A 13207-nucleotide genomic window follows, 5' to 3' on the forward strand; every position below is an offset into this window, starting at 1 on the left:
GCAGACACGCCCGAATAATCCAGCGTCAGCTGGTCCGTGCCATCGCCCCCATGCAAGGTGTCCAGCTGGAACCCCGCTACAACCACATCGTCGCCGTCCGTGACCTCCAGCTGGATCGGGAAGGTGTCATTGTCGAGGATCGAGAAGGTTGCAAGGGCAAGATAGCGGTCGGGGTCGGGGTCTGCTTCGAACTGGGCGATCAGGCCGAAGGTTTCCGTAAATTCCGGGGTCGCGTTGCCGAGGATGCGCACCTCTACGTCCTGGCTGTGTTCACCGGCGGCGAAGTCCACCCGTTCGTCCAGAAGGCCGATATAGTCGCGTTCATTCGTGCTGCCGAAGGTCTGGACCGTCGAGACAAATACAGTCTGGTCATAGTCGGCCGCGCTGCGGGTAATTGTGAAACTCAGCGTACGCCCATGCACCTCGGAGACAGATTGCGACTCGGGTGAAATCGTCCAGGCCGTGCCGTATCCGGGGTCATCGATGCGGAAACTCGTGCCGATCAGTGACTGGGCCTGATCTTCGGTCAGGGCAATCTCGACGGATTGCCCGGCGAGCACATTGTCCAGATGCGCAAGGGCGCGCCAGACATTGTCGCCGGTATTGACCTCCAGCAAGGCCCCCTGCGGCAGGTCGGCGCTGGCACCGGCCGATTGCAGGCGGACAGTTGCAGCGGTACCAAACCCGTTGGCCGTGTCGAACCGCATGCCAGACAGGTCGATCAAATCGCCTTCGGTCGTCGAGAACACGCCCGTATTGCCCCGGTTATAGTCGGTAATGCGATCCGGGCTGATGCTGGCCTGCGGCGGGTAGTCCTCAGTCTGGAACACATAAATGTCGCGCCCTGCACCGCCGGTCAGGTGATCGCTCCCAGCGCCTCCGACCAACCGGTCCGAACCGGCACCGCCCGCAAGGGTGTCATTGCCCGCCCCGCCAAACAGGTCATCGTTGCCGATGCCACCATCCAGCATATCCAGCCCGCCATGACCATAAAGATCGTCTGCCCCTGCCCCCCCCGAAAGCAGGTCGCCTTCCGCGCCGCCGAGCAGTTGGTCGTTGCCGGACAGGCCCAGCACATAGGATGCATCTCCGTTCAGCGCCTGAAGCGCCCGGTCGCCGACATCGTTGTCCGCCCCATACCCTCCGGTATAGGCACCGAAAAGCGGCAGATGCGTGCCATCATAGTCCCGCGTGCTAGCGCCATAGTCGCTGATCCCGAACACAATGGACTGCCCGCCATAAGAGGTGAACAGGGGATCCTGAAAGAAGGCTTCGACATTGGCCCAGTAGAGTTCACTGTTATGTTCCGCGCCAAAACCGTGCAGATAGGTCGGGGCGTGCCATTCATCCCTGAGTTCAAACGACAGATCCAGAACATTCCGGTCGTGTACCAGTCGATAGTACTCGGCATCGTTGTTTTCGATATTCGGCAAATGAAACAGGTAGTCCAGCGCGACGTTGGTGTTTCCGTCGATGGCCCCGTTGGGACTTAGGTTATTGAACAAACCGTCCAGAGCATCGTTTTCGGCAAAATAAACCCGGTCTTGCGAGTGGGAAAGCGCATGGTACCAATCGGTATTCTGGATCAGCTGGATATTGCGGGTAAAGGGGGCATTCGAGGGCCCGAGCGCCACATGCGCCGCGAAATGCGTGCTGTCATCAACCCCGGTATCCAGGCCGGCCGACGCGAAGGACACCACATCAAGGGTCGTTCCTTGTGCAGCGAGCGCGTCCTGGAAGTCTTCGGCCCCGAGGTATCCCAGCCCTTCGCCATAAGTGTTGCCGGACCCCATGGCACTGAACAGATCGGCCATGGTGCCGCCAAGGCTGTGCCCGGCAACCACAACGCTGTCTATCCCGTTGTTTTCGTCCGATGCATAGGCCAAAGCAGCCCGGATCAGCGGCATCAGGGCCTCGTAGTAATTCAGCGTCGCCCCCCAGACAAAGGTTTGTCCTTCCCACAAGCCGTCGCTGCCATCCGTCCCGCGGAAGGCGAGAACAAGGGTCTCGGTCCCGTCAATATTGGTACGGGCCAACAGCGCCTCAGAATGGTTCGACGCGTTGAACCATGAATTCTGATCGGAATAGCCTTGATAGAGCCCGCCCGCGGTGAAATCGCCAAGCGCTTCACCGGCATACCGGAAAAAGACGGGATCAAGCCCGTTCTCAGTGGTCAGCACCGTCCAGGGATTGGAAGAAAGGTTGCCGAGATAGCCCGTATAGTCGTCATCATAGCGGAATGGATCCTCGGTCCGGTCGCTTCCAAGGTCTACAGCGAAATACTCAGAACCCCGATAGCCTTCCCGAATGGTCGACCCGCCATAGACCGCCCTTGCAAGAAAGGTGCCGGCAAGAATGGCTTGCGAATCGGTCAACCCATCAGGCGCGCCCGTGGGGGCGGTGGGTACAAAATTGTCGATGAAAGCAACCGGATCCACCCAAGCCGCACCAGCCCCGGTCTGGCTATAGCCGCCCCCCGAGGTCGGCAGGGTGTCCCCCAGCGTGATCTCGAAGTGCAGATGCGCATACTGCGAGTTGCCGGTTGTTCCCATCGTGCCGATCTGCTGGCCAATGCTGATTTCCTGCCCTAACGTCAGCGCCTCAACCGTGTCCAGATGGGCATACAGCGAATGCACATGCGTGACCGATTGCCCGTTGATCAGGGTCGGCTCGGCAAAGTCATGGCGCAGGATGACGTAATTCCCGTATCCGGTTGTCGCCGCCGACTGATCCGGCACAATCCTGACCACGGTGGCGTTGGCAATGGCATAAATCGGGTCGCCCAGGTCGGAATGTCCGCCCCCTTCGCCATTCCAGTCGACCCCGAGGTGATGGCCATTGAAATCGGCATTGAACGCATCAAACCCCTGCGCCACGTAATAGCCGTCGCCATCATGGGCTGGCGTGACCGTGCCATTCCCCACCGGGGCACGAAAGCTGCTGGCATAGCCCGAAACCGGCGCTGCGTTGCCGAGAGTGGCCGTCCACACATCCCGGTCCGAAAACCGCAGGATTTCCACATCCTGCAAGGTGTCCGTGCCATCCCCGACCGTGCTGCCATCAACCGTCACGATATTGCCCGAGCGGCTGATGACATAGCGGCTGGACTCATGCATGTAGCGCACGACGTCTTCGTCATAGCCCCCATTCAGCAGGTCGTTCCCGACGCCTCCGAACAGGGTATCATCGCCGGCAAAACCCGAAAGCTCGTTGGCCTCGGCGTTGCCAATCAGAATATCGTGGAAATCCGACCCCTCGACATTCTCGATACCGTTCAGGATATCCGGAATTCCGTTCTCGGATCCTTCGCCAAGAAAGGCCCGCCCGGCGTTTTGCAACGTAAGCAGACCGCTCGCCCCCATATCCACTGAGGCCGCGCCTGGCCGAAGGTCCACGATTACCCCTTGCCCCGACCAGCGATAGCTTGCCGTGTCCGTGCCGCGCCCCCCATCCAGCAGGTCCGCCCCGCCGCCACCGATCAGGGTATCATCGCCGCCATACCCATAAAGCGCGTCGTTCCTCTCGGTGTCGGAAACACCCGTACGCCCGGACAGGGTTTCGCCCTCGATACTCCCGTTCTGGCGTGCATCAATGTGGCCGTTCAACCCGTCCAGAAATCCGGTGATTCGGCCTCCGATATACGGCAACCCCGATCCCAGCAGCAGCGCCGCCCGCTCACCCGTTGTCGAACTGTCATCGGGCAGGTTGCCAAACCGCAACCAAGGCGCGACATCCAACTCCCAATGCAGCCCGTTGTAGTCGGTATCCAGGCCGGTATAGAAAAAATCGTTGGTGGATGCGAAGTTGAACGTGCCCACATTGACAGGGACGTCGACGAGTTCATATCCGTCCGCGATGGCACGCGTTATGAATTCCTGATGGCCATCCGCGCTGAGCCACTTGATGTTGCCTTCCTGCCCATCGCCGCTTCGGTGAAACGCGTTCTGGCTGTCAGGCATCAGGATATACCCGTCCTCGGACAGCGCAATATCCGCCAGACTTGTGATCGCGGGGTCAATGAGAAGCTGGCGCGCATAGTGGATCTGCTGCACCTGAGCGATCTCGGTGACAGACTCGAGCGCCAGAATTTCAGACACCGTCGTATTGTCAGCAAGCCGATCACTGTGCCTGCGAAACTGCGACTGAATGACAACGAGGTAAGCGTTGAACTGACGAATGAGGTCACCATCGGTGGGAATGGGATTGTCAGGCATCACACATCTCGCTCATAAAGATGTTGCTGCTATTATTCGGAAAAAATGACGGGCTACCTTGGTGACTTGGGCGGCCATCGCCTGAAAGCGGGCCCGCCACTGTTTGTGGAAAGATCACGCGAAATACCTCCGTCAAAATCTATTGAAACCAATCGGCGCAATTCGCGAAAAAATGCCATTTGCAGCCGTTACACCGGGTTTCAATTCATCAATTTCTGAATATGACCGTAACGTGCCCCTAGGGAAAGCACAACTACTGGGATAGTTGAGTAGCGGCCTCTAACTTATCTAAATATCAAATCCTCCAACAAGACACTGGAAGCTTGTTGAAAGCCCGTCAGGAGAACCCTTCCAACGCTCCTGTTGATCAAATAGCGAGTTATCAGGAAGTGCCTTAGGGCACACGAAAGATGACCATTGTTCGTAAGTCGCGCCAATGAAAAGCGTTGACCCGGTCGCCTGAAATCAGGCCATTGAGTTGTTAGAAATCCGTCCAAGAAAGGATGGACCATGAAACGTAAATTTTCAGACGAACAAATCATTGGAATGATCAGGGAATACGAAGCGGGCGTGAAAGCACAGGAGCTTTGTCGCCGCTGCGGCATCAGTGATGCGCCCTTCTACAAATAGTCGATCATTACAGCGCCATTGGTTCGAGTGACAATGTCGACGCCAAGTTTGGCGGCATGAACGTGTCGGACGCCAAGGAGCTGCCGGCTCTGGAAGATGAGAACAGAAAGCTGAAGCACATGTTGGCAGATGCAATGCTGGAGCGAGGCCTTGTCCGCCATTGATCTGAGGACAATGGACGAGCGTCGCATTGAAGGATCTCGCGACAAAAAACTACTTACGCCTGATGTGAAGCGACGAGCCGTGCGCGATGTGATGGAACAGCACCGCTTGTCCGAGCGTCGGGCGTGCGAATTGGCCGATTTGCATAGGTCAGTCATTCAGTCTCAGAAACGGGATCAGGGTGATGATGCGTTACGCAAAAGGTTGCGCGATCCGGCGAATGAATGACGCCGGTTCGGCCATCGTCGTTTGGGATTTTTCTGGCCAGGGAAGGTTTTGAGATGAACCACAATCAGCTGTTCAGGATCTTTCGCGAGAAAGGGCTGGCGGTGCGCCGTAGGCGGTCACGCAAGCGGGCTTTGGGCACACCGCGGCCCATTCTGGTGCCGAATCGCGGCAATCAGCACCCCCTCTCGGCAGATTTTGCCTTGCAAAATCGCCTGCCGGTCAATGGAATCGTAGGATTTTGTCTCCAACGCCTTCGAAGATTGGCAGCGGTTCCGTGTGTTATGTATTGTAGATGACTGCACGCGTGAAGCGCTGGCAACTGTCGTGGATTGTTCTTAGTCCGGCGCGAGGATGACGCGTGAACTGGACGACCTGATCCGTCGGCGTGGCCGGCCCGATATGATCGTTTCTGACAACGGAACGGAAATGACGTCTCATGCTATGATGAGATGGTGCCCAGATACCGGAGTTGGCTGGCATTACATCGCGCCCTGCAAGCCAATGCAAAACGCGTTCGTGGAGAGTTTTAATGGCCGCCTACGAGATGATTGTTTTATGAGCATAACTTCAGCAATCTCGCCGAAGCCCGAAAGATCATCGAAAACTGGAGGATCGATTACAACACGCAGCGACCACACACATCACTTGGCGGGGTGGCCCCGGCCGTTTACGCCAATCTCAACCGTGCCGCCCGGCCCGCTGGGGCTGCGCCAAAACTGGACCCATCACTTCGCCGTGCGGCTGGATGAACCCATCAGAGGGATGCCGACCAACCCCATCGTTAGCCGCATCACCCCCGACGAATACCACGCCTTTGTGGCCGTCAATGGGCGGCAAGCCTCAATCAGCGACACACGCGCGATCCGGAGTACCATCGGCGCTGTTGATGACCCCACTTCAATCATGCGCAACGACATCATCTGCGAGGGCTGGATAAACAATCGCCAGCCGCCAGAACTGACAAGCCTTGACCTGTCTCTCATGGCCCAATTCTCAACGAGGTTCCCTATGGGCAATAAGCGGTTAAAAACGCGGGTGCTATAGGACGACATGGGGACACAAGTGCTGTCCAAAAATGTCTCGCTTCTTTGGTGTTAAATGCGTGAAAGGCCACAAATCCAAACCCGCGTTAAAACAACTTTACCAAACCAATCTGGCTGGTGGCTCTTTGCAGCAAATCAGAATTTTGCACGGTAGCTTCTGACTACATTTTTGCCATCGAATGGATGGTTAACTACATGCGTCAAATTCAAAAGCACGCTTGAACGCAACCAAAAGGGCATGTGGTGATTTAGATATCACCCATTTGGTTGAGTTTCAGTTTTTTGCTTCGTGTCTTGAGTTTCGCTGTGCGTTCGAATTTTGACAGTAGATAAACAGTTCTCAACAAAAGCTGCCCCCCTCCGTTCCGCTTCAAAATCCTTTCGTGAACGACAATGCAATTTGCATCAGATTTTCGAGCGATGACAGAAAAGGATCAGCTCCGCACGAAAATGAAGACGGATGGATATTGCCCCCCCGTCAGCGAAAACAAACACGAGATCAAGTATTTCCCCAAGACTCTTTGGGGGAACAATTGGGGGAACCAATTTCGACTAAACAGCTTACGCCATTAAAAAATATTGCATTTTCTAGAAAGTAATGGCGCTCTGGGGAGGATTCGAACCCCCGACCCCTTGATTCGTAGTCAAGTACTCTATCCAGCTGAGCTACCAGAGCGCGGTGAGGGGGGATTTAGAGTGTCTGTCAGAGAGTCGCAAGAGCAAAAGTGGATTTTCTTGCGGTTATTTTTCCGCGCGCTTCAAACCGGCGATCGGGTCAAGCGATCACCCCTTTGGGCAGGCAGATTTCGAACATCGTGCCCGTGTCGCCCGAATGCGCCAGCCGTAGCGTGCCGCCATGCCCGCGCATCAGTTCCGACGAAATCGCCAGCCCAAGCCCCGAGCCGCCCTTGCGGGCACCGCCCTGGAACGGCGTGAACAGATGCTCGCGTGCCTTGGGCGGCAGGCCGGGGCCGGTGTCGCTGATGGTGATATACCACGCATCGTCCTCTTCCCGCGCGGCTACGGAAATCTCGCCCGGCTGCCCCGTCGCCATGATCGCCTGCCGCGCATTGCGCACGAGGTTGGCGATCACGCGATAAAGCTGTTCGGGATCGGCCCGCACCGCCAACCCCGCGGGCACGTCCTCGGCGAAGCTGAGGTCAAACTCGCCCACGGCAAGGCGTTCGCTGTCGATCACGTCCGAGACGATCTCGATCAGGTGGAAATGGGTCAGTTTCGGCGCCGGCTCCTCGGCCTTGCCAAAGGCCAGCGTGCTTTCACACAGATGCACCGCCCGCGTGATCGAATTCACCAGCTTGGGCGCCAGACGTCGCACCAGCGGGTCTTCACTGGTCTCGATCCGGTCGGTGAACAACTGCGCCGAGGTCAGGATATTGCGCAAGTCGTGGCTGACCTTGGCCACGGCGCCGCCCAGCTGTGCCAGCCGCTCTTTCTGTTTCAAAGACGCAGTCAGTTCCATCTGCAACGACTGCAACGCCTCTTCCGCCTCGCGCAGTTCGACCACCCCCGCCGAGGGCTGGATGATGCGCCGCGCATCCTCGGGGGCCGCCGCATAGGATTGCATATAGCGCACCACCCCCTTGATCGGCTTCACAAGGAACCCACGCACCGCGAGAAACAGGAAAAACGCCGTGATTACCGAGATCACCGCCGAAAGCCACAGGATGTTGATGCCATAGTCGATCATCGCCATGCGCAGCGCCGCCGTGCCCATGGTGATCTCGATCAGGAGACCCGCCTCTTTCACAGGGGCCCCGATCACGCGGATCACGCGGTCCTGCGGGTCAAACAGCCGTGCCATCGCATCGCGGATCAGCGTCATCGCACCCGGATCGCGCAGATCATAAGTCGCCTCGATCGGGTGCGGCATGGGCGAGGCCAGCATCAACTGGCGCATCTCGTCACGCCGCAGCACCACGTTGTAAACCTCGGCCGTGCGCAGCAGTTCCTGCTCAAGCTCGGCGTCGATCATGTCATTGGCCAACAGTGCCAGCGACGCGATCTGCGCACGTTCAAGGCGTGACAACAGGTAATCCTCGCGGAACCGCGCCACCGACGGCACGAAAATCAGGATCTCGGCCAGCATCACGAAGATGATGGTCAGAACAAGGAACCGTCCCGAGAGGGTCTTGATCATGCGCGCCCCGTTTCGTGTCAGGGCAGCCAGCGTTGCACGAACCGGACCACCCGTTTGATCTTGGTATTATCAAACAACCTCGGTGAGAAATAGGCCCCCGCTGCGCGTTTCCCAATCTCACCCACCGTGGGATAGGGGCTGACCATGGCGGCGACCTGTCCCATCTTCATCTTGTTGGCCAGCACCAGCGCCCAGAGATTGATATGTTCGCCCGCCTGATGGCCCGCAATTGACACGCCCACCGGACGCCCCTTGACCACCATCACCTTGATCAGCCCCTTGGCCTTGCGCTCGGCAATCAGGCGATCGTTGTGATGCAGGTCGAACCGCACCACCTCGAGCCGGTCGCCATATTTTTCACGCGCTGCAGACTCGGTCAGCCCGATCTGCGCCAGTTCAGGGTCGGTATAGGTGGCGTGCGGAATATGGTCGGTACGTTGTTTTGCGGGCATCCCGAACAGGGCCGAGCGGATGATGACCCCCGCGTGATAGCCCGCCACATGGGTGAACTGCGCACCGCCCGTCACATCCCCAATAGCATAGACCTTGCGGTTCGACGTCCTGAGACTGTCATCCACGGTGATGCCCCGGCCCGTGTGGTCGATGCCGGCCGCCGACAGGTTCAGTGTATCGATATTCGGCTTTCGCCCCACCGCCACCAGAAGATGCGACCCGGTAAAACTGCGCCCGTCCTTCGCGGCAACCGTGATGGCCCCTGCTGTGCCGCTGATCCGTTCGGCCAGCGCGTTTTCCTCAATCTGCACCCCTTCGTCGCGCAGGGCCTGCAAAACAAAGGCCGCCATCTCGGGATCATCCCGTCCCAGTGCTTTGTCGCCCTCGATCACCGTGACTTCACAGCCCAGCCGCCGGTGCGCCTGTGCCATTTCAAGGCCGATCGGCCCGCCGCCGATGATCAACAGATGCGCCGGCTTGTCGCGCAATTCGAACAGGGTCTCATTGGTCAGGTATGGCACATCCGCCAGACCGGGTATCGGCGGCACCATCGGGCTTGATCCCGTGGCAATCACGATCCGACGCGCGGTGATGCTGTGCGCCCCGGCCTGCACCGTGTTCGGGCCCGTAAAGGCGCCGTATTCCTTGATCACGCGCACGCCCAGCCCTTCGAACCGCTCGACCGAGTCGTTGGGTTCGATCTGTGCAATCACATCCGCGACGTGATCCTTGGCGGCGGCATAATCCACCTGCGGCACCACGTCAGCCACGCCAAAGGCGCTTGCATGGGCCTGTGCATGGGCGACCTTGCCGCTGGCCAGCAACGCCTTGGATGGCACGCAGCCGAAATTCAGGCAGTCCCCGCCCATCAGGTGCCCTTCCAGCAGGACCACATCCGCCCCCATCTGCACGGCCCCCGCCGCCACCGACAGCCCCCCGGACCCGGCCCCGATGACCAGAAGATCGGTCTTGATCTGCTCCATCAGATGTCCTTTCCGCCCCGAAGCGCCTTGATCGCGATGGGCAATGCCGCCAGCGCGCAAAGACCAAGGATCGGCAACAGGATCTGCGGCTCAAAGATGATCCCCAGATCGGGCGTCTGGCCTGCATCGAACACCTCGCCCAGACCGGCCCCGACCGAGGTATAGACCAGCCCGCCGGGAATAATGCCGACAAAGGTCGAGATTACGAAACGGCGCAGCGGCACTCCGACAACGGCGGGCACGAGGTTGGCCACGAAAAACGGCACCAGAGGCACCAGCCGGATCAGAAACAACATCGACCATTGGTTTTCGTCGATCCCGTCCTTGATACGTTTCACCCGCCCCTCGGACGCTTCCATACGGGCCGCCATGCGTTCACCAAACCCCCAGCGTGCCGCGAGGAAAATCGCCGTCGCGCCAATCGTGGCCGCCGACACGTTGAACAACACGCCGGGAAAGGTGCCAAACAGGAACCCGCCGGTCAGCGTCGCCGCCACCGCACCGGGCAGCGAAAAGGCCACGATCCCCACATAGGCCGCCATGAACACCAGCACCGCCGCCAGATAGTGCGCGTCGCGATACGCGATCAGCGATTCGCGGTTGTCCCGCAGCATCTCGAAACTCAGCACATCGCCCAGCAGCACGGCGCCAAGCGCGGCCACCGTCACGATGGCGGCAAAGGGAATCAGGCGCCCCAACGAACGGGGACGCGGGTGTGAGGTATCACTCATGATGGGCCTGTCTTTTGTCATCTCCTCTCAAAATGCGCGACACACGCGGAAAACAACAGGGGCCTCACGCGCGCTTGATCTTGGGCCGGTTTCCCGTGATAACGCCGCCATGTCACGGGGTGTTTTGAAACATTCCCGCCAAGGATCGGCAAAAACCCCGGGGATTTGTTGCAAATCGGGGAACTGGTGTTTGACATATCCCGGAAACCCGCCTAAAGGACGGGCTTCGAATAGCACATGGGCCCGCGATTCCGTCGCTGGGCGCCCTTCAGATACGGAGACGGAGCGATGAAACGCACCTACCAACCCTCGAACCTGGTTCGTAAACGCCGCCACGGCTTCCGTGCGCGCATGGCCACCAAAGCAGGCCGCAAGATCCTGAACGCACGCCGCGCACGCGGTCGCAAGTCGCTGAGCGCATAAGCGCGCCGACACACGTTCTGACGGACATGACACCGCCGGAGGCCCCCGAGGATGGCATCGCCGCCCAAGGGGATACGCCCCCGGCGGTGTCCGTTTGTCTTGAGGTTCTGAAAACCCGCAGCGATTTCCTGCGCGCCGCCCGCGCGCGCCGGCAGGGCACACAGGCGATGATGGTGCAAGCCCGCCGCCGCACCGACACCGAAGATGTGCCCGCCCACGTGATCCGCGTGGGCTTTACCTGTTCCAAGAAGGTCGGCAATGCCGTCGCCCGCAACCGCGCCAAACGCCGCTTGCGCGAAGTGGCCCGCCTGATTCTGCCCACCCATGGCAAGCCCGGCTGGGATTACGTGCTGATCGGCCGCAAAGACGCCACCGCAGCCCGCCCCTTTGACCAGCTTCAGGGCGACCTGCGCTACGCATTGAAGAAACTGCACGGCACAAAAGGCTGACATCCCTCTTTGCCGATGGCGGCAAGTCCCCTAGGCTTTGTTGTGCAACACTCAACAGGACACAGGGAACACAAATGACAAAACTCACCGGACAATGCCTCTGCGGCGCAATTTCCTTCAAGGCGGATGGCGAGGTGCCGGTCATGGCAAACTGTCACTGCACCGATTGCCGCCACGCCACGGGCAGCGCCTATGCCACGCTGATGTTCATGAAAGAGGGCGACGTCGAGGTCACAGGCACCACCAAGACCTTCCAGCACCAATCCGACGCCGGTTCAACCATGACCAAACATTTCTGCGACACCTGCGGTACGCCGATGTTCACGCAGAACTCGAACCGCCCCGGCATGCTGGGCCTGCGCGCGGGCAACATCAACGAACAGGCCGAATTTGCCCCCAAGGCAAATGTCTATGTCTCCAGCAAGATGGACGCGACCCTCCTCGAAGACGGAGTCCCCGCGTTTGAGAAGATGCCGGGATAAACCTACACGGGCAGGCGGGGTCACTGGGGTGGCCCCGCTTGCCGCACCTGAATGCCACGGGGGCCACCTTTCATTTTCCGCGACCGAGAAACGCCTTTCTTTGCCGCTCCTTGGGTCATCAGCATTTTTTGATGGTCTCGGAATACGATCTTTGTCGATAAGATTTGAAGAAACCGGAAAAACCGCAGGATTTGCGACGAAATGAAGTGCCATGCATGCGGAGAAGAAATACTACAAACTGCAAAAATTTGTCGGCATTGTAACTCCAGCCAGAACAAACTCGCATACTTCGTAAACGCGTTTTTCAACCTGAGCACTCTTGCGATCTCGCTATTGGCGCTACTGGTATCATTTGCAGCTTTGTACTTCAGCAGGCAGAAAGAACCCCCTCGACCCGATCTTGTGGTTCAAGTTGACCGCTTTGAAGCAGGCGGGTTTTCATTCTTTATTGCGAATTTGGGCAATCTTCCCACTGTCGTCAGAGACTTGGACCTAACGATTAAACTTACCCACGGAGAAGGGACTCACGCTGTTGAAGCAGGGTTTTCTGTAACGCCCAGTCAAATACCGCCAGGTGAAAGCCGCTTGTTTCAAATTGAGTATTCGAGCTTTGATCCCCAACATACAAGGTGGGTCGCTTCTCGAAGCACGCAGGATCAGTTCACAAACAAGTTTCTTAAATCCGCGGCTATCCTAGGCAATAACGTGCATTGCGCTGTCGGTGTTTACTACACGTCGAGGCGCTACTTTCCCAACAACACTGAAGGAGTTTCAGGCACAGTTAACGGATCCTGCGTCTATGCAATGCAATGGTTTGCGGAAAACATTGGCCCACTAAAGCCAAAAGACGAGGCCGATTGACAGACTTGGTGTGCAAAAAAGACAACCACGCTTTGAGAATGGTGATGCATCTTTCCCCCGCCACCCAGACACCCTACATTCCCCCCATGACCCCGCTTGCCCATATCTTTGCCCTGCCCGTTCGGTTTTACCGGCTGGTGTTCAGCCCGTGGGTCGGCTTCAACTGCCGCTATCAGCCCACCTGTTCGGTCTATGCGCTGGAGGCGCTGGAAAAACACGGGGCAATCAAGGGCAGCTGGCTGGCGGCGAAACGGATCGGACGCTGCCACCCGTGGGGCGGTGACGGCTATGATCCCGTGCCCGGCCCCGACCGCCCGTCCGGGGCGCCCTCTGGCGGATCGGCGTCAAAAGGGTGCCAGTGCGCGAACAGGCTGGACCCACGGGACTGAG

9 protein-coding genes, 1 tRNA gene and 1 pseudogene are annotated in these 13207 nt (G+C 58.6%); 6 read left to right on the top strand and 5 right to left on the bottom strand.

Annotated elements, in window-relative coordinates:
- The coding region (locus WNE31_RS13520; RefSeq protein WP_349980360.1) for a peptidoglycan DD-metalloendopeptidase family protein at positions 1–4214 on the bottom strand (4214 nt) is incomplete at its 3' end.
- 510 nt (positions 4215–4724) lie between these two features.
- Here WNE31_RS13520 and WNE31_RS13525 point away from each other — a divergent pair.
- A pseudogene (locus WNE31_RS13525) lies at positions 4725–5983 on the top strand (IS3 family transposase).
- A gap of 893 nt (positions 5984–6876) precedes the next feature.
- On the opposite strand, the gene WNE31_RS13530 reads toward WNE31_RS13525, so the two are convergent.
- The 4 genes from WNE31_RS13530 to WNE31_RS13545 all read right to left on the bottom strand — a co-directional run bounded on the left by WNE31_RS13530 (position 6877) and on the right by WNE31_RS13545 (position 10602).
- Positions 6877–6953, bottom strand: a tRNA-Arg gene (locus WNE31_RS13530).
- Positions 6954–7052: 99 nt separating this feature from the next.
- Positions 7053–8435 (bottom strand): sensor histidine kinase, encoded by a 1383-nt coding sequence (locus tag WNE31_RS13535; RefSeq protein WP_349980361.1) that lies wholly within the window; start codon positions 8433–8435, stop codon positions 7053–7055.
- A gap of 17 nt (positions 8436–8452) precedes the next feature.
- Positions 8453–9871, bottom strand: a complete 1419-nt coding sequence (locus WNE31_RS13540) for a dihydrolipoyl dehydrogenase family protein (RefSeq protein WP_349980362.1) — start codon at positions 9869–9871, stop codon at positions 8453–8455.
- Positions 9871–10602: a TVP38/TMEM64 family protein gene (locus WNE31_RS13545; protein ID WP_349980363.1), complete on the bottom strand. Its 732-nt coding sequence runs from the start codon at positions 10600–10602 to the stop codon at positions 9871–9873. The genes WNE31_RS13540 and WNE31_RS13545 overlap by 1 nt, the downstream gene beginning before the upstream one ends.
- 288 nt (positions 10603–10890) lie before the next feature.
- On the opposite strand from WNE31_RS13545, the gene rpmH reads away from it, so the two are divergent.
- The 5 genes from rpmH to yidD all read left to right on the top strand — a co-directional run bounded on the left by rpmH (position 10891) and on the right by yidD (position 13206).
- On the top strand, positions 10891–11025 hold the full coding sequence (gene rpmH / locus WNE31_RS13550; RefSeq protein WP_005980833.1) for a 50S ribosomal protein L34: 135 nt from the start codon (positions 10891–10893) through the stop codon (positions 11023–11025).
- Between the two features lie 26 nt (positions 11026–11051).
- Positions 11052–11474, top strand: coding sequence for a ribonuclease P protein component (gene rnpA / locus WNE31_RS13555; protein ID WP_349980364.1), 423 nt, complete (start codon positions 11052–11054; stop codon positions 11472–11474).
- 74 nt (positions 11475–11548) lie between these two features.
- On the top strand, positions 11549–11956 hold the full coding sequence (locus WNE31_RS13560; RefSeq protein WP_349980365.1) for a GFA family protein: 408 nt from the start codon (positions 11549–11551) through the stop codon (positions 11954–11956).
- Positions 11957–12157: 201 nt separating this feature from the next.
- On the top strand, positions 12158–12817 hold the full coding sequence (locus WNE31_RS13565; RefSeq protein ID WP_349980366.1) for a hypothetical protein: 660 nt from the start codon (positions 12158–12160) through the stop codon (positions 12815–12817).
- An 86-nt stretch (positions 12818–12903) separates the two neighbouring features.
- Positions 12904–13206, top strand: a complete 303-nt coding sequence (yidD, locus tag WNE31_RS13570; protein WP_349980599.1) for a membrane protein insertion efficiency factor YidD — start codon at positions 12904–12906, stop codon at positions 13204–13206.
- Position 13207: the final 1 nt, after the last annotated feature.

It is taken from the genome of Shimia fortis (assembly GCF_040225985.1).
Taxonomy (GTDB): domain Bacteria; phylum Pseudomonadota; class Alphaproteobacteria; order Rhodobacterales; family Rhodobacteraceae; genus Shimia.